This window comes from Thauera sp. 2A1, assembly GCF_009469595.2.
In the GTDB taxonomy this organism is placed as follows: Bacteria; Pseudomonadota; Gammaproteobacteria; order Burkholderiales; family Rhodocyclaceae; genus Thauera.
In genome coordinates, this window is sequence record NZ_SSXV01000011.1 from 1 (window position 1) to 16915 (window position 16915).

Here is a 16915-nt window from a genome sequence, read left to right on the forward strand (position 1 = left end):
CCGTGAGGATCTCCCCGGGTATGACGCACCCACCTTCACGCTTATGCCTGTCGGATATACGTCACAGCGCTCCGTGCAAGTTTCGGGCTTTGACGATATTCGCCGCCTTACCCCGCTGTGCCGCCTCGTATCCGCTTCCTGTTCGTCAGGCCAGCGCTTTGCCTTCGGCTTCCTCCAGATTCGCAGTTACCCGCGACACCCTTGCCGTTCAGCTAACTCTTCCCCTTGCCGGGCGAGTAGAGGACTTTCACCTCCAAGTGAGTGCGCCCTGCCGGGCGCACAAAGAAAAAACGCGGCTCTCGCCGCGCTTGATGAATGGCCCCCCGCCTGTGCCGTTTCCACCGGGCATCCTGAACCTGGGGTTCAGGGAGGTCGCTTTCCTTCCGCTTAAGGCTCACCCGCGAGGGGCATGCACACCGCGGCATCCATGGTAGGCAACCAAGTCTTTCGACTATTGGTTCAAGGAATCTACGGCTTCAACGAACACTGCAGGGGATTGACCTTTGTCGCCTCGGGCCGGCCCTCAGAAGAGTTTTTCCTGCTGGGCCAGCACCCCGTCGAGGCGCGCTTTCATGAGTCCGATTCTACGCTTCGCGCCTGCCATGTCAAACCCGCCGCTGCGCTGGTACATGAGGAATTCATGGGCGATGTTGAGCGCCGTCATGACCGCGAGACGCTCGCCCGATGCATGCGTCTTGTCCGCCAGTTCGACGAGTTTTCCATCCACATAAGACACCGCGGAGCGCAGCGCCTCCTTGTTTTCCGGCGTGCAGGACACGCGGTATTCCTTGCCCAGCAGAACGATGTCGAGGTAATCGGTCGCCACGTGCTCAGGCCTCCGGCAGTTTGTTCAGCACCGCCTCCAGGCGCTCGGCGGCACGCCGCACCTTTTCGGACAGTTGGTGGTTTTCGGCTTCGAGCTTCACGAGGCGGGCGCGCAGCGACAGGTTTTCCGCCCTGAGCGCGCCGTGAAGGCTGATGAGCTGCTCGAGCTGGGCTTCAAGCTGGTTGAGTTCGGCATCCATGCGTTGATGGTAGAAGGGGGGAAGAGAAGCGGTCAATACGCCGCCGGAAGTGCCTTGCTCACCGGCGCGGGCGTGCCGCACCGGCGGGTCGCCGTGCCTCAGCGCTGGACCTGGGTGACGTCGCGCACCGCGCCGGTGTCGGCCGAGGTGGTGAGCGCAGCGTAGGCCTGCAGCGCGGCCGAGACGAGGCGCTCGCGCTTGACCGGCTTCCACGCTGCAGCCCCCTTCGCCTCCATCGCGGCGCGGCGGCGGGCGAGCTCGGCGTCGTCGATGGCGAGGTGGATACGGCGGTTCGGGATGTCGATCTCGATCGTGTCGCCGTCCTCGACAAGCGCGATCGCGCCGCCGCAGGCCGCCTCGGGCGAGGCGTGACCGATCGACAGCCCCGAGGTGCCGCCGGAGAAGCGGCCGTCGGTGAGCAGCGCGCACTGCGCGCCCAGCCCGCGGCTCTTGAGGTAGGAGGTCGGGTACAGCATCTCCTGCATGCCGGGGCCACCCTTGGGACCTTCGTAGCGGATCACCACCACGTCGCCCGCCTGCACCTGTTCGCCGAGGATGCCGTCGACCGCGTCCTCCTGGCTCTCGTACACGCGGGCCTTGCCGGTGAACTTCCAGATGGACTCGTCCACGCCGGCGGTCTTCACGATGCAGCCCTTCTCGGCGATGTTGCCGTAGAGCACGGCGAGGCCGCCGTCGGCGGTGAAGGCGTGCGCCTTGTCGCGGATGATGCCGTGCGTGCGGTCGGTGTCGAGCTCCTTCCAGCGCCGGTCCTGGCTGAAGGCGACCTGGGTGGGCACGCCACCGGGCGCGGCGCGGTAGAAGGTGTGCACCGCCTCGTCGGCCGTGCGCTTGATGTCCCACTTGTCGAGCGCCTCGCCCATGCTGGCGCTATGCACGGTGGGCACGTCGGTGTGCAGCAGGCCGGCGCGGTCGAGCTCGCCGAGGATGGACATGATGCCGCCGGCACGATGCACGTCCTCGATGTGCACGTCGGCGATGGCCGGCGCCACCTTGCACAGGCAGGGCACGTGGCGGCTGATGCGGTCGATGTCCTTCATCGTGAAGTCGACCCCGGCCTCGCGCGCGGCGGCGAGCAAGTGCAGCACGGTGTTGGTCGAGCCGCCCATCGCCACGTCGAGACTGATCGCGTTCTCGAAGGCACGGAAGCTGGCGATCGAGCGCGGCAGCACGGAGGCATCGTCCTGCTCGTAATAGCGCTTGGCGAGGCCGACGATGCGGCGGCCGGCCTCGCGGAACAGGCGCTCGCGGTCGGCGTGGGTGGCGAGCGTGGTGCCGTTGCCGGGCAGCGACAGGCCGAGCGCCTCGGTGAGGCAGTTCATCGAGTTCGCGGTGAACATGCCCGAGCACGAACCGCAGGTCGGACAGGCGGAGCGCTCGATGGCATCGACCTCCTCGTCCGAGCAGTGCTTGTCGGCGGCCTTGACCATCGCATCGACCAGGTCGAGCGAGATGACCTTGGCCTCCCACTTCACCTTGCCCGCTTCCATCGGCCCGCCCGAGACGAAGATCGCCGGGATGTTGAGGCGCATCGCGGCCATCAGCATGCCAGGGGTGATCTTGTCGCAGTTCGAGATGCACACCAGCGCGTCGGCGGTGTGGGCATTCACCATGTACTCGACGCTGTCGGCGATGAGTTCGCGCGAGGGCAGCGAGTACAGCATGCCGCCGTGGCCCATGGCGATGCCGTCATCGACCGCGATGGTGTTGAATTCCTTGGCGACGCCGCCGGCGGACTCGATCTCGCGCGCGACGAGCTGGCCGAGGTCCTTCAGGTGCACATGGCCGGGCACGAACTGGGTGAAGCTGTTGGCGATCGCGATGATCGGCTTCTCGAAGTCGCCATCCTTCATGCCGGTGGCGCGCCACAGGGCGCGGGCGCCCGCCATGTTGCGGCCGGCGGTGGAGGTGCGGGAACGGTACTGGGGCATGGGGCGCTCCGGAAGATCTGCGGGAAGGCTCTGGATTCTAACCCCGGGCGTCCGACCGGTCACGCGCTCGCGGTGGCAGGGACAGCCCCGCCCTGCGTATCATCCCTGCCCTGTCAGCCATCCCCTCCGGAGCCACCATGGAAGCCCACAACGCCGCACCCGCCACGACCCCGGACACCACTGCCGAAGGCTTCGACCTCGACCCGATCGAGCTCCGCGTTCTCGGCGTGCTGATCGAGAAGGCCTTCGTCACGCCCGACGCCTATCCGCTGTCGATCAACGCCATCGTCACCGGCAGCAACCAGCTCACCGCGCGCGAGCCGGTGATGGCCATCAGCGAAAGTGAGGCGCAGTCTGCCATCGACAGCCTGATGGCGCGCAAGCTGGTGTCGCGCCGCGACCAGGCCGGTGCGCGCGTGGCCAAGTACGAACACCTGGTGCGCGTGCGCCATTCACTGCCGCCGCCGGAGCAGGCCGTGCTGGCCACATTGATGCTGCGCGGCGCGCAGACCGCGGGCGAGATACGCCAGCGCTGCGAGCGCCTGCACCGCTTCGACGACATCGCCGCGGTCGAGTCGGTGCTCGAGCACCTCGCCGAGAAATTCCCGCCCATGGTGGCGACGCTGCCGCGCGCGCCCGGTACCAAGGAGATCCGCCACATGCACCTGCTCGGCGGCACCGCGCTGCTCGAGGAAATGGCCGAGGCGCAGGCGAGTGGAACCACCGCCGGCGCTTCCGGTCGCAACCGCATCGTCGAACTCGAGGAGGAGGTCGCCCGCCTGCGCGGCGACCTGGACGCCCTGCGCAGCGAATTCGACGCCTTCCGCCAGCAGTTCAACTGACGCCAGCCCACCCGGCCCGATGCTGATCCATCCCCAGTTCGACCCCATCGCCCTTTCCATCGGCCCCGTCTCGGTACGCTGGTACGGGCTCATGTACCTCGTCGCCTTCGTGCTGTTCATCGTGCTCGGCCGCGTGCATGCCCGCCGCCGCCCCGAGCTCGGCTGGAACGCGACGATGATCGACGATCTGCTGTTCTACGGTGTGATCGGCGTCATCGTCGGTGGCCGCCTCGGCGAAGTGCTGTTCTTCCAGCCGGGCTATTACTTCAGCCATCCGGCGGAAATCGCCGCAGTCTGGAAGGGCGGCATGAGCTTCCATGGCGGATTCCTCGGCGTGCTGGTGGCCATGTGGCTGTATGGCCGCCGCCACGGCAAGGGATTCTGGGAGATCACCGACTTCATCGCGCCGCTGGTGCCCACCGGGCTGGCGGCGGGACGTATCGGCAACTTCATCAACGGGGAGTTGTGGGGCCGTCCGGTGTCGGGCGATCTGCCGTGGGCGATGATCTTCCCGTGGGTGGACGCGGTGCCACGGCATCCATCGCAGCTATACCAGGCTGCAGGGGAGGGCCTGCTGCTCTTCATGATCCTGTGGCTTTACGCCGCAAGACCGCGTCCGTTGCGCGCCGTTTCGGCAGCCTTCCTGGCCGGCTACGGCTGCCTGCGCTTCATTGCAGAATTTTTCCGCACGCCGGACGCCGGCATTTTCGGCACCTTGTGGCTGGGCTTGTCCACCGCGCAGTGGTTGTGTGTGCCCATGATTCTGGTTGGTGTCTTCATGCTCGCCGCCGCAGCACGACGACCGGCGACGCGCTGAACTGCCGCCGGGACGCGGCAGCCGGTTGGCATCTGCCGCGGTGGGCGGCAGTGCGGGCATTGTGCACAGGAGAGTCCCCGCCTTTGCGGTTAACATGTGTGCCCAAATTGATGCAACTGCAAGCACGAGGGGAGACACACAATGACCGCGGGGGATCTGTTTTCGCGCAGCCTTTCCAAGGTGCGGGCCCTGATGTCGGGGTCGCCGACGCGCGTGCGGGCGCCCTCGGAGCGTGACATCGAGCGCATCCGCCAGCAGTTGCAAGAATGCGCGGAGAGCCGCGGCGGCGAAGTGTCCACCCGGCAGCGCGCAGCACGCCTGGCAGAAACCTACCTGCGGCTCAACGACGAGGGCCGGCACGCCTTCCTGCGCATGATCGCGCTCGAGTTCGGTCCCGATCCGGCGCGCGTGGCGGACGCGCACCGCGCCTACCAGAAGGCCGTCGGCAGCGACCGCCAGTGGGATGCGGAAGCCGACCTGCGCGCGGCAATGCGCTCGCGGCGGCTGCGCATCCTGACCCAGTTCAACGCCATCCCGCAGGGCGTCAAATTCCTCGTTGACCTGCGCGCTGACCTGTTGCGCTACCTCAGCGACGACCCGCTGCTGAAGCCGCTCGACCGCGAGCTCGAAGGGCGCCTCAGCGCCTGGTTCGACGTGGGTTTTCTCGAACTGCAGCGCATCACCTGGCAGTCGCCGGCCGCACTGCTGGAGAAGCTCGTCAAATACGAGGCGGTGCACGAGATCCGCTCGTGGGACGACCTCAAGAACCGCCTCGATTCCGACCGCCGCTGCTACGCCTTCTTCCATCCGCGCATGCCGCTCGAGCCGCTGATCTTCGTTCAGGTCGCGCTGGTAGACGAGCTCGCCGACAACGTGCAGCAGCTGCTCGACATCGAGGCGCCGCTGGCCGATTCGAGTCGCGCCAGCACGGCGATCTTCTACTCGATCACGTCCACGCAGGAAGGCCTGCGCGGGGTGTCCTTCGGCAATTTTCTGCTCAAGCGGGTGGTCGAGGACCTGCAACGCGACTTCCCGCGCCTGAAGACCTTCTCGACCCTGTCGCCGATTCCGGGCCTTGCGCGCTGGGCGAGCCGCAATCCGGCCGAGTGCGCTCAGGTGTTGGCCGGCGCGGACTGGAAGAGACTGGCCGCCGCCGGCGTCGACGGCCCCGACTCGCCGCACCTGCGGGCGCTGCTCGGCGGGGCCAGCGACTGGGTGCAGGACCACGCCCTCGTGCGCGCCTTGCGCGAACCGCTGACGCGCCTGGCGGCGCATTACCTTCTGAACGCGAAGCGGGACGACAAGCCGGCCGACGCCGTGGCCCGCTTCCATCTCGGCAACGGCGCACGCATCGAGCGGCTGAACTGGCTCGCGGACACCTCGCACAAGGGCCTGAGCCAGTCGTGGGGCTTGATGGTCAACTACCTTTACGATCCTGACCGCATCGAAGCCAACGTCGAGGCTTTCGCCGCCGAAGGGCGCGTCGACGCGGCGGCGGCAGTGCGCAGACAGGGGCGTTCGTGACGGCGCGACACGACACCTCGCCCGGCAGACATTCCGGCGCATACGCCGGCGGTATGGGCTATTCTGCAAGCGCCTGGCGGGATCCGTCCGCTGCGGCGGCCCCCGGAGAAAAGCGCGTGCGCCTGCCTTTCAGGCATTCATCCATCCGCTTCCGCCTGTTGCTCGCCAGCACCGCAGTGCAGGTCGTGCTGCTGACGCTGCTGCTTGCCAACAGCGTGCGGCTGATGAACAACGCCGCCTCGGCGAGCCTGGAGACGCTCGTCAGCCAGAACGCCAGCATGCTGCACGCGATGGCGGTGTCGTATGGCGACCAGCAGCGCTACGGCGAACTCGAGGACATCCTCGGCGAACTGCTCAGCGATTCGAATGAAGGGCTGGTTTACGTGCGCATCGTCGCGCCGAACAGCCGCACCCTGCTGAGCGCCGGGATGCCCGAGCTGCGCCACCTGCCTGCCCCCTCCATCGCCGACGAAGGGGCGCTGGAAGACATCTCGACGCACAAGATCATCCACGTGCGCCGGCCCTTGCTGCTGCCACGCAACGAGATCGGCTTCCTGCAGTTCGGCGTCTCGGTCTCGATCCTCGCGGCCGCACGCAAGGCCATCATCGAGCAGGGCGCGATCATCTCGCTGGTGGAGATCGCGCTCACCTTCGTGCTGCTGTCGGCCATCGGCTACCTGCTCACGCACAACCTGGGCCGCCTGCTGGCCGGCAGCAAGGCGATCGCCGACGGGAACTTCAACCATCACCTCCCCGCCAACGGCAACGACGAGCTCGCGGTCCTCGCCCGCCATTTCAACATCATGGCGAAGACGCTGAAGCAGCGCATCGGCGAGATCGAGGAAACCTCCAGGCAGCTCAAGTCGAGCGAGGAACGCTATGCGTTGGCGATGCGCGGCGCCAACGACGGCTTGTGGGACTGGGACATCCCGGGGCGCACCATCTATTTTTCCGACCGCTCCTGCGAGATCCTCGGCCTGCCGCCGGGCTCCCTGCCCAGCGACCCGGAAGGCATCCTGCCCTACCTGCATCCGGACGAAGTCGAGACCTACAAGGAAAAGGTGCTGGCACACCTGAGCGGGGTGACGAGCCAGTTCATGCTGGAACACCGCGTACGGCAGCCGGACGGCAGTTTTCGCTGGGTGCTGACGCGCGGCGTCGCACAACGCGACGAGAAGGGGCGCGCGGTGCGCATGGCGGGCTCCATCGGCGACATTCACCTGCGCAAGCGCGCCGAGCAGCGACTGATCCACGACGCCCTCCACGACGGGCTCACCGGCCTGCCCAACCGCGCACTGTTCATCGAGCATGTGACGCGCGCGATCGGCCAGCAGCGCCGTGACGAGCGCTACCAGTTCGCGGTGCTGGCGATCAACATCGAGCGCTTCAGCCTCGTCAATGACAGCTACGGCCATGCGGTGGGCGATGAGTTGCTGCGCCGCGCCGCCGAGCACATCGTCGCCACCGCGCGCGAGGGCGATGTCGCCGCGCGCGTCGGCGGCGACCAGTTCGCCGTGCTGTTGAACGGAGTCTCGCATTCGACCGAGGCGTTGCGCATCGCCGAAGCCCTGGTCGAACTGCCCGCCTTCGCCACCCCATCGGCCGAGGGCGAACTGCACCCCCATTGCCGCATCGGCATCGCCATGAGCGGCACGGAGCGCGACGATGCCGAAGCCCTGTTGCGCGACGCCGACAACGCCCTGCACAAGGCCAGGCGCAGCGAGAGCTCGCCGGTCGAGTTCTTCCACACGTCCATGCACGCACAGGCGATCCGCTCCCTGAAGCTGGAGGTCGACCTGCGTGCCGCCTTGCGTGAAGGCGGCCTGACGGTCCACTACCAGCCCATCGTATCGCTCTCCGACCGGCGCATCGCCAGTTTCGAGGCGCTGGTGCGCTGGCCCCATCCGACACAGGGCCTGCTGCCGCCGAACGAATTCATCTCGCTGGCCGAAACCCTCGATCTCATCCACGACCTCGGCATGCAGGTCCTGGCCATGACCTGTCGCGACATCCGCGCCTGGATGCAAGGCGATCCGCAGGCCGTCCCGGTGCGCGTGGCGGTCAATCTCTCGGCCCGCCAGTTGTCCCGGCCGCAGCTCGCCGAGGAACTGCTGGCGGTGATCGACGCCAGCGAACTGCCGCGCAGCACCGTCCGCTTCGAGATCACCGAGAGCGTGCTCGCCCATCCCGGCGGCCCGGCTGCGCGAACGCTGCACCGGCTGCGCGACGCCGGCGTCGAGATCCTCATCGACGACTTCGGCACGGGCTACTCCACCTTGAGCTACCTTCACACCATTCCCTGCGACCAGGTCAAGCTCGATGGTTCCTTCGTGCGCTCGATCACGGTCGACGAGCGCCTGCGTGCGATCGTTGCGCGCAGCATCGAACTCGCTCATGACCTCGGCATGACCGTCGTTGCCGAATGCATCGAGACCGAAGACCAGGCCATGCTGTTGCGCGACATGGGCTGCAACTTTGGGCAAGGCTATCTGTTCGCACGACCGATGGACGCAGAAAGCACACTGAACCTGCTGAAGAACAAGATGCCACTGGGGGCATGATCGAATGAAATGGGCAACCATCCCGGCGCTGGCGATGTGGGCGCTGTCAGCAAGCGCGAGCGATGACCTCCAGGCCCTCACCCTGTCCGGATTTGCCACCCTCGGCGTCGTTGCCACCGACAAGGCCGACATGCGCTTCACCCGCGTCGGCATCGACCGGCCGGGCACCGAGAGGCCGGACACCGGCCCCGACTCGGTGCTCGGCGTACAGGGCAACCTTCGCCTGGGCGAGTCGAGCTCGGCCGTCGTGCAGGTCGTCAGTCGTGAGAACACCAAGGGCAACTACGCGCCGCGGCCGACCCTGGCCTTCCTGAGCCACCAGGTCACACCCGAGCTCTCCGCCCGTGCCGGCAGGCTGCGCATTCCCTTCTTCATGCAGTCCGACTCGCTCAACATCAACTACGCTCATCCCTGGGTGCGCCCCCCCGAAGAGGTCTATGGCCTGAGCCCGTTTGCCGACCTCGACGGAATCGACCTGCTGTACCGCGTGCGAGCGGGTGAAACCGACATCGAGCTTCATCCCTTCTTCGGCACCAGCCGCATCTCCCTGTATCCCGACACCAAGGCACGCCTCAAACGCGTTGCGGGGGCGAACCTGACGCTTTCGCATGGGGATCTGTCGGTTCATCTGGGACACGCCGAGGCCAGGCTCGAAATCAACTGGCAGGATCCCTTCTACACCGCACTTGCACCCGCGCTCCGCGACCTGGGCCGGGACGGCATCGTCGCTCGCATGGCAGGGAATGACGGCACCACCCGCTTCAGCTCGGCCGGCTTTCAATGGGACGACGGGCGCTGGCTGGTGATCGGCGAATATGCGCGCCGGCAGGCCGACCGCTATGCGAACAGCGCCCACGGCTGGCAGCTCACCGCAGGCCACCGTTTCGGTACCGTGATGCCTTACATGGTCGTCGCACGCCACATCCAGGACGCGGCGGTGGTGGATATGGAGGACGTACGCAGCCTCCCACCGCTGCCCGGCCTTGCGGAATTGATTTCCGGTTTCAACGCTTCGCGCAACCTTGCCCAGCACAGCGTCACCGCGGGTGTTCGCTGGGACGTTCGCAGCAACGCTGCGATGAAGGCGGAATTCACTCGTGCCCGCACCGACGCCAACGCCTGGGGAACCTTCGACCCCTCGAGCGAGGCCGCCGCCAGCCGCATGGGTGGACGATCGATCAACATCCTGAGCCTGTCCGTCGATGTCACATTCTAGGATCCGTTGCCGCCTGCGACGGACCACCCTGTCCCTCGCGGGCGCTCTCGCTTTCGCAGCAACGACCGCTCACGCAGCCGAGGTCGTGCTCGTCACCTCGGCCGCGAGCGGCATTCCCGCCTTGACGGCGGAAGAGGCAAGCCAGCTCTATCTGGGCCGCCGCACGACGCTGAGCGACGGCACCGCGGTCACCCTGTACGATCTGCCTGGCGGCCCGACGCGCGACCGCTTCTACGAGCTCCTGACCGGCAAGAACCCCAACCAGATCCGTGCCTACTGGTCGCGCCAGGTGTTCACCGGGCGGGCGCTCCCGCCGCGCGAAGCGAAGAGCGCAGACGACCTGCCCACCCTGCTGTCCAACGATGGCGCGGCAATCGGCTACCTCCCCGACGGACAGATCAACCCCCGCCTGCGCGTGCTGCTCAAGCTGCCCTGAGGCAGCACGGCCTCAACAAGCCGCCCCCGCAATGGCCGCGAACCTGCGGGAATGGAACGCCCGCCTTCACGCCCGCGCATAAGAACGAGTGAGATATTCGAAGGGCCGTCGGCGAGATAAATCCGGGACGTAGCGGGAAATATCCGGATTTAGAACTGGGGACTCTGCAAATGTGTTGTGCAGGGGGAAAGACGGCGGGCGGGTCGCCGAGGTTGTGGATAAGTCAGCCAAGGACCTCGGCGAGCATGCGCTGAATCGCGTCGAGAACAGAGCGCTCGGCCTCGGGCTGAAGTCGCGCGGCGGGGCCTGAGCCCGTGAAGGGTAGGTAGGGCCGCGCGGGGATCGTGATCTGGTAGGGGCCGACCGTGTTCCATGTTTCGCGGACGCGCTTGTGGCGGTCCTTGGCGAAGACGGCGCGGCCCTTGGCGCTGCCTTCGTCGCCCTGGCGCACCAGGTTGCCCTTGGCGTCGGTGCGCAGGCGGGTCTTTCTGGACTGGGGGGCGCGGTCGATGGTGCCGCCGAACTGGTGGATGGCGGCGTAGTCGCGCGCGGCGCCGCCGACGCCGATCTGGGCGAAATCGTCGCCGAAGGCGGTGCTGATGCTGCTGGCCAGGATGCCGCGGTCCTGCAGGATCTTCAGGACGCTGCTGCCCTTGTTTCGCTTCATCCTCGCGGCGATGGTCGCCTTCGAGTGCGGGGCCCAATGTGGCCGGCCCTGGGCGGCGAAGTTGGCCTCGGTTTCGTGCTCGAGCACGCCGGCGATGCGTTGCATCAGCGGGCGCATGTTCTCCAACTTCGTCGCCGCCTCGTCTATCCGCGCCTGCACCTCACGCGAATTGATTTCGATCTCGATCATGGCCTATCCTGAATCAGTGCGCGCCGCGCGAAACCGGTAGGGACGAGCCCCTTTGACCGGCGGTAGGGATTCCGAGGCAGCCGAGAAAAGCCGGAGGATGGGACCGGCGCGCACGACTCCCCGTCACGTTATCCCGCCTCGCGCCGATACAGTGGGACCCCCTCTCGGAGCTTGTTCAGCCGCCGAGCCTCCGCATTCATCATGTTGTACAGCTCCCAGAAGAGTGAGCCGTCGCGGTTCTCGCGGACGATCAGCAGCACGTCGCTGCGCCCTTCGAACAGCGCGATGTAGCGCTTGCGGTAGCTGCCGTCCGAATACGCCGTTTGCCAGATCTCCAGCGGATTCTCGAGTGCAGGGATGATGTAGTTGGCGTAGCGCTCGCGGCCGTTTTCGACCTTCTCGACAATGTGCGGTAGCAACTCAGCGCGGATCACCACCTCACCGATTGGCGTCGCCACCGATCGCATCCGCATCCCGGCGGGCAGCAAGGCGTCCAGCATCAATTGCACCGCTTGCTCGCGATCCGCAACAGATGGCAGCAACTCCGGAGCTGGCAGCCTTGCTGTGGTTACATCGCGCAGATCGGGCAAGCCGAAATCAGACCAGAGCTGCTGTCCCGCCAGTGTTTTGATCACCCCGACGGCGGGCTTCGGCGTGATCGACGGCACCTCCACCGCCTCGCCCTTGAACCCGGCCGGGTCGAACAGCGACCACGCCTCACCCGGGTTGTAGTCCCATCCCGGATCGGGGCGGAACACCATCGCCTTGCCGTTCTCGTCACGGTAGCGGACGCCCTTCACCGTCGCCGTGTCGCCGGCCTTGTTCAGCACCACCTGCGTCTCTACGATCGCATCGCTGCCGTCCTCGAGCGGCACGCCGAGATCCTCGAAATCCTGCTGCGCCAGCGCCGTCACCCTGCAGCGGCAGCCCCAGCCGTTCGGCGGCCAGATCACCTTCCAGATCGGGTCGTCGTGGCGCCACACCTTCCCGTTGAGGGCGGCATGCGTCGGGCGGGTGCGGCCGTCCATGATCGCCACGTAGCGCCAGAAGGGGCGGTCGGCGGCATTCGCTGTGTAGCCCTTGAAGCGCCCGGCCATGTAGGCCGTCTGCACGTTGGTCTGGTAGATCGTGCGCAGGCGGCGCACGCTGCCGAGCTGCGCGCGGGTGAGCTCGCCGGTGTCTGCGTCCAGCACCTCTTTGGCACCCCACCAGCCCAGATCCTGAAGCCGCGGCTGCAGCGTGCGCTTGAAGTCCTGGAACGTCCCTCCCGTCCCGATCGCCTTCGAGACCTCGGCGCGGATCGTGCGCAGCACCTCGAGCGACGTGGCCTTGGCCACCGTGAAGGCATGCACGTTCGCCTCGCGCCACACATCGGTGTAGTCCCACGCGAGCTGCTCTCCCTTGGCCTCGAAGAAGCGGATGGCATCCGCCGGCTCCAGGTCGAGCCGGGCGCGCAGCGGACTCATGGGCGGCCCCCGTGGCCCACGTGCCAGCCGCCGCAGAAGCTGCAGCGATAGGCGTTCATGTAGCCCTGCCAGCCCCTGCGCTTGTGCAGTTGCCCGATGTGCTCACGGGCGGCGGCTTCGGTGTCGTGCCGGATCTTGCGGCTGCAGGATCTCCGGCGGATGGCGCGTTTGCTGCTCATTCGAGCGCGAGCGGAGCGCCATCCGCTCCGACACCCCGATTCAATTCGGCAGTGCGACCCGAGACACGTCCGGCAGCGTAGTCGTTGTAGTCCCGATCGCTCAATGTCTTCTTCCCTGCATTCCGGTCCATGGCATGAAGGTCGCGGAGCGACGGGAAACGCTGCGCAATGAAGGCGTCGAGCGCCTGCTGATCCCGCTCCCCGAGCACCATTGCATCCAGCTTGCCGACTGCCGTCGCCACCCAGCCTTCGCAGAACAGATCCGCGCGCCGCGTCTTCGTAGTCGCCTTGCAGCGCCTTAGCGCTGTCTTGATATGCTCAGCTCTGGCCTTTTTCACCTGACGGAAAAGCACGTCAAAGCAATAGGTGGCGACGTCGTAGTTTGCCCCTGTCCCTATGAAAACCCAGGAAGACAGGCGGCCCCGCGCCGTTCTTGAGAAGATCACTCTGCAGCCGAAAACGAGCCCGACCCGTCCAGCAAGCGCGGCTTCCCAATTGGCTGGTCGCGACAACGCACCAGCCCTCACTTCGGCAAAACCTGCCTCCGACGCCAGCACGTCGTCGGCGCTAATCCCGTGCTTGTCCATCAAGGCGCGCGCCTGCCGAAGCGCTGCAGCGGCCTCCGCTTCGTTGCTCGAGGCCGACAGGGCCATGCACTTCCGGATCTTGTCGAGAATGCGGTCGTTTGAATTCATCAGCTTTTCCCACCAAATTGCACTGCGTATTCAGATTCAGGCATCAGCTTGTAGGTCAGCGACAACGTGCGGCGAAACGGCTTCGGCTCGATCTGAGCCAGGATCTGAGCCTCCTGGAGCACGGCCTCGGCTGCCCTCAGGTAGTCGGCTTCGGGGAATCGCCGCAAAGTCAGTAGATGGCCTTCCACCACCCACACCCCGAGTCGCGCTTCCGCTTCGCGCACCTTGATCAGCTCATCGGCCCGGCTGCGTGCGGCACGCAGCGCATCCAGGTTGAGGCCCCGCAGGTACGTATCCATGCCCATCGCTTGTCCTCGTCGCTTACGTCGTGCTACGCGGCTTCCTGCCGCCCAAACGCTTCCGCCCCGAACATCGCCCGCGCCAGCAGCGACTGCAGCTTCACGGTGTTCATCTGCGGATAGGCCGCTTCAGCCGCAGCCAGGGCTTCCTCGAAACTGTCGGCCGCATCGATCGCCGCCAGCAGCGGCTCCATCAGACCGGCCATGGCCGCCTGCAGCTCGGCATCGGGAATCGCCACGATCGCGTCGTCGATCGCCTTCTGGCCGCCGGCCTGGGCGGCTTCGGCAAAGCTCGCCGTCGCTCCTTCCGGTTGCGCGCCACCCGGTTTCGCGTTGTCGGCAACGGGAACGGCGGCGCCGGGGGGCTGCCCTGGCGCCACGGGCGCCGGCGGCGGGGCCTTCTTCTCCCACCCCTCGCCATACTTCGCCCGCACCGCATCCAGGTTGAGCTCGAAGCCCATCTCGGAAACGTTCTTGTCCGTCTCACTGCTCGCCTTCAGGTCCTCTTCTTCCGCGATCACGCGATACACCAGGCACGCCGCCAGCCCGTTCAGCTCGCAGATCCAGCGGATCAGAGTCCGATTGAGCGTATCGCTCAGCAGATCGCTGTCGGCCTGCACCAGGTCGAGCCGCACCGCCGTGCGTTCCTTGCTCGCGGCCGCCAGCGCCCCGCCGCCGCCTGCGCGCGGCTCCTGGCCGAGCAGCACCTCGGCGATCCAGTCGTCCATGAAGTTGCACAGCGATTCCTGAGTCGAGATCGTGCCCGTCAGCTTGCTTTCCAGCAGCTCGATCTCCATCCCCTCGGGCGTCATCACCACGCCGTCGTTGCTGATCGCCCGCAGCGCATCGAACAGAGTGCCCTTTTCCTTGGGGCCGGCGTTGCGCGGGTACTTGCCCCAGGGCGTCGGGCTGCCGAAGCGGTCGTTGAGCTTGTTCCAGGCGATGATGCCCTTGCGCTTGAAGAACACCGGCCAATAGAGCTGCAGCCCCAGGCCGGTGCCGTAGGGGTTGTCATCCTCTGGATTGACCCGATGCACGATGAACTTGCGCGCGGGCAGTTCCACCCCCGTCAGCATGTTTTCGCGCGTCAGCAGCCGCAGTGCCGGCGGGGCGTTTTCGTCCTGCTGCACGAATTTGAAGCGGCGCTGCGCGCGCTTCACCACCCGGTCGGGCACGATCCGGCCGTCGCGCACCGTCCACACGATCTCGCTCACCGCAAAGCCGCGCAGCAGGGCGTCCATCAGGTCGCGGCACACCTGGTCGAAGGCGCACTGCTTCAGGATGTCGGTCACGATCTCCGCGTCGGCGGTGCCCGCGTCGCCATCCTCCACCGGCTCCACCTGCCACGGGCGCGAAATCAGCGCCAACTGACGCTTTTGCAGGCCGGCGAAAACCTTCCCGTCACGCTTCAGATCGCGGTACAGCTCGCCGTTCGGGTCGCCCTTCTCCAGCAGCAGCGGATCGCTGGTCTGCAGCACCCCCATCCAGGTCGTTTCGAATGGGTCGCGCAGCCGGTTGGCCACTTCCGTGTCGAGCACCGGCGCGGCCGGTTTCGTCTTCTTCTCAGCCATGCAGGAATCCTTGGATGTCGGCACCGCGCGGGAACGCGCTCATGTATTCGATCGGTGCCGCGGGGTTCGATGCAGCGTGCTTTGCCAGCGCCAGCGCCCAGAAGCGGTCGGCGTGGCCGTCTGGCGTGCTCTCTGCCACGAAGCGCACGTTGCCCGCGCTCGTGGTCACCTTCTGCACCTTGCGCAGGTCGGCGCGGATCGTCCCGTCCTCGGGGATGCGTAGCTTGCGGTCTTCCATTGCCCCCTTCAGCGGGTAGGCCAGCGCCTCTTTCACCTGGGCGGAAAAATTGACCGCCTCCACCCGGTGCTCGCCGAACGCGTCCTGCGCGTCATCGGCCCAGCCGATGCCCATGCCCGTGGCGTCGATGCAGATGCGGTCGGCGATCGCGAACCACGGCCACAGCACCGCCTCCTGCTCGCTCTTGCGCATGCGCTCCAGCACCTCGACGTGGCGCGTGTACAGCACGTCACCGAGTTCCTCCACCACCCACAGCACGGTCAGGTCCTTCTTGCGGCCGATGTCCACGCCGCAATACACCCGGCCGATGAACGGCCCCTCAAGGCCGCGCTGCCAGTCGGTACCGGCGCTGTACTCGCAGCCGGTGATCAGCCCGTATTCCAGGAACTTGGCGTCGTCGTCGGCCGGAATGCACATGTATTCCTGGTCGAACGATTCCTCGTCGGCCGCGCCCTTCTTCACGAAGTCGAAGTAAGCCCCCTCGTCCATCGCCTGCTGCTCGGCATCGGCCGGCAGCGCCTGCTGCAGCTTGTACAAAAAGCCCTGCTCGAGCGCGTCCTGCAGCGTCACCCGGTGCAGGCTGATGCGCTTCGGGTTGCCCTTCTCGCGCACCTCGCGGATCAGCCCGTTGAAGAAGCTGTGCGAGCCGCGGTGCGTGCTCACGATCTCCATGTTCCCGCCCCAGGTGATGCCGGGATAGGCGATCGCCCACAGCTTGCGCTGGTCAGCATGCAGGGCGAACTCGTCCAGGATGCGGCTGCCGCGCTTGCCCGCCTGCGCGTCGGGGTTGCTACTCATGCTGTGGATGCGCCGCCCGCTGGCGAACTGCAGCACGTAGGCGCTGAGTTTCTTCTCTGGGTCGATTACCTGCTCGCCGAGGTCCTTCGCGGCCAGGTCCATGACGCGCGCCCACAGCTTGCAGTCCTCAATGAAGAGGCGCGCCTGGATGTCGTCGCGGCTGCTCACCCATTCGTCGTGGCGCGCCCCTTGGGCCGCCGCGCGCTCCACGGCGCCATAGGCCGTTGACCAACTGATGCCGATCTGGCGCGACTTCTCCATCAGCTTCAGGCGCGACGTGTCCTGGATCCACTTCGCCTGAAACGGCAGGAAGATGGCCTCCGTGACGGCGGGGATGATGCGTGCGTTGCCTTTTGCTGCCGCCATGTCAGCGGCCCTCGAATGGTGTGACGTTCGTGAGTTCGCGCTCAACCCAGCCGTTTCTTCGAAACTCCCTCCACAGC

16 protein-coding genes and 1 other RNA gene are annotated in these 16915 nt (G+C 66.5%); 6 read left to right on the plus strand and 11 right to left on the minus strand.

The features are described 5' to 3' along the window. Nucleotides 1–316: 316 nt before the first annotated feature. The 4 genes from ssrS to ilvD all read right to left on the minus strand — a co-directional run bounded on the left by ssrS (nucleotide 317) and on the right by ilvD (nucleotide 2974). Nucleotides 317–498: non-coding RNA, 6S RNA (ssrS, locus tag GH664_RS11515), on the minus strand. 25 nt (nucleotides 499–523) lie between these two features. Continuing rightward, the gene (locus GH664_RS11520; RefSeq protein ID WP_153168220.1) at nucleotides 524–826 is read right to left on the minus strand and encodes a cell division protein ZapA; all 303 of its coding nucleotides are present in this window, start codon (nucleotides 824–826) and stop codon (nucleotides 524–526) included. Between the two features lie 4 nt (nucleotides 827–830). Then, the gene (locus GH664_RS11525) at nucleotides 831–1025 is read right to left on the minus strand and encodes a hypothetical protein (RefSeq protein WP_153168221.1); all 195 of its coding nucleotides are present in this window, start codon (nucleotides 1023–1025) and stop codon (nucleotides 831–833) included. A gap of 98 nt (nucleotides 1026–1123) precedes the next feature. Continuing rightward, nucleotides 1124–2974, minus strand: coding sequence for a dihydroxy-acid dehydratase (gene ilvD / locus GH664_RS11530; protein ID WP_153168222.1), 1851 nt, complete (start codon nucleotides 2972–2974; stop codon nucleotides 1124–1126). A 137-nt stretch (nucleotides 2975–3111) separates the two neighbouring features. On the opposite strand from ilvD, the gene GH664_RS11535 reads away from it, so the two are divergent. The 6 genes from GH664_RS11535 to GH664_RS11560 all read left to right on the plus strand — a co-directional run bounded on the left by GH664_RS11535 (nucleotide 3112) and on the right by GH664_RS11560 (nucleotide 10370). Then, a complete protein-coding gene (locus GH664_RS11535) occupies nucleotides 3112–3816 on the plus strand; it encodes a YceH family protein (RefSeq protein ID WP_153168223.1) in 705 nt (234 codons plus the stop codon). Nucleotides 3817–3835: 19 nt separating this feature from the next. Then, nucleotides 3836–4633, plus strand: coding sequence for a prolipoprotein diacylglyceryl transferase (lgt, locus tag GH664_RS11540; RefSeq protein WP_153168224.1), 798 nt, complete (start codon nucleotides 3836–3838; stop codon nucleotides 4631–4633). Between the two features lie 141 nt (nucleotides 4634–4774). Then, nucleotides 4775–6157 carry a malonyl-CoA decarboxylase gene (locus tag GH664_RS11545; RefSeq protein WP_153168225.1) on the plus strand — a complete coding sequence of 461 codons (1383 nt, stop codon included), beginning with the start codon at nucleotides 4775–4777 and terminating at the stop codon, nucleotides 6155–6157. 116 nt (nucleotides 6158–6273) lie between these two features. After that, complete coding sequence (locus GH664_RS11550; protein ID WP_194270392.1) at nucleotides 6274–8718, plus strand: EAL domain-containing protein; 2445 nt, start codon at nucleotides 6274–6276, stop codon at nucleotides 8716–8718. Nucleotides 8719–8722: 4 nt separating this feature from the next. Next, entirely contained in the window at nucleotides 8723–9934 is a 1212-nt protein-coding gene (locus tag GH664_RS11555; protein WP_153168227.1) for a hypothetical protein, read from the plus strand. Between the two features lie 85 nt (nucleotides 9935–10019). Next, nucleotides 10020–10370, plus strand: a complete 351-nt coding sequence (locus GH664_RS11560; RefSeq protein ID WP_228111480.1) for a hypothetical protein — start codon at nucleotides 10020–10022, stop codon at nucleotides 10368–10370. Nucleotides 10371–10593: 223 nt separating this feature from the next. On the opposite strand, the gene GH664_RS11565 is transcribed toward GH664_RS11560, so the two are convergent. The 7 genes from GH664_RS11565 to GH664_RS11595 form a co-directional block, all read right to left on the minus strand. Next, nucleotides 10594–11226, minus strand: coding sequence for a phage virion morphogenesis protein (locus GH664_RS11565; protein ID WP_153168228.1), 633 nt, complete (start codon nucleotides 11224–11226; stop codon nucleotides 10594–10596). 128 nt (nucleotides 11227–11354) lie between these two features. Continuing rightward, nucleotides 11355–12692, minus strand: a complete 1338-nt coding sequence (locus GH664_RS11570; RefSeq protein WP_153168229.1) for a phage minor head protein — start codon at nucleotides 12690–12692, stop codon at nucleotides 11355–11357. Continuing rightward, the gene (locus tag GH664_RS11575) at nucleotides 12689–12871 is read right to left on the minus strand and encodes a hypothetical protein (RefSeq protein ID WP_153168230.1); all 183 of its coding nucleotides are present in this window, start codon (nucleotides 12869–12871) and stop codon (nucleotides 12689–12691) included. The genes GH664_RS11570 and GH664_RS11575 overlap by 4 nt, the downstream gene beginning before the upstream one ends. Further along, complete coding sequence (locus GH664_RS11580; RefSeq protein ID WP_153168231.1) at nucleotides 12868–13566, minus strand: DUF2786 domain-containing protein; 699 nt, start codon at nucleotides 13564–13566, stop codon at nucleotides 12868–12870. The genes GH664_RS11575 and GH664_RS11580 overlap by 4 nt, the downstream gene beginning before the upstream one ends. Further along, nucleotides 13566–13865, minus strand: coding sequence for a hypothetical protein (locus tag GH664_RS11585; protein WP_153168232.1), 300 nt, complete (start codon nucleotides 13863–13865; stop codon nucleotides 13566–13568). The genes GH664_RS11580 and GH664_RS11585 overlap by 1 nt, the downstream gene beginning before the upstream one ends. 32 nt (nucleotides 13866–13897) lie before the next feature. Continuing rightward, entirely contained in the window at nucleotides 13898–15436 is a 1539-nt protein-coding gene (locus tag GH664_RS11590; RefSeq protein WP_228111481.1) for a DUF935 domain-containing protein, read from the minus strand. Continuing rightward, nucleotides 15429–16838 (minus strand): terminase family protein, encoded by a 1410-nt coding sequence (locus tag GH664_RS11595; RefSeq protein WP_153168233.1) that lies wholly within the window; start codon nucleotides 16836–16838, stop codon nucleotides 15429–15431. The genes GH664_RS11590 and GH664_RS11595 overlap by 8 nt, the downstream gene beginning before the upstream one ends. Nucleotides 16839–16915 lie beyond the last annotated feature (77 nt).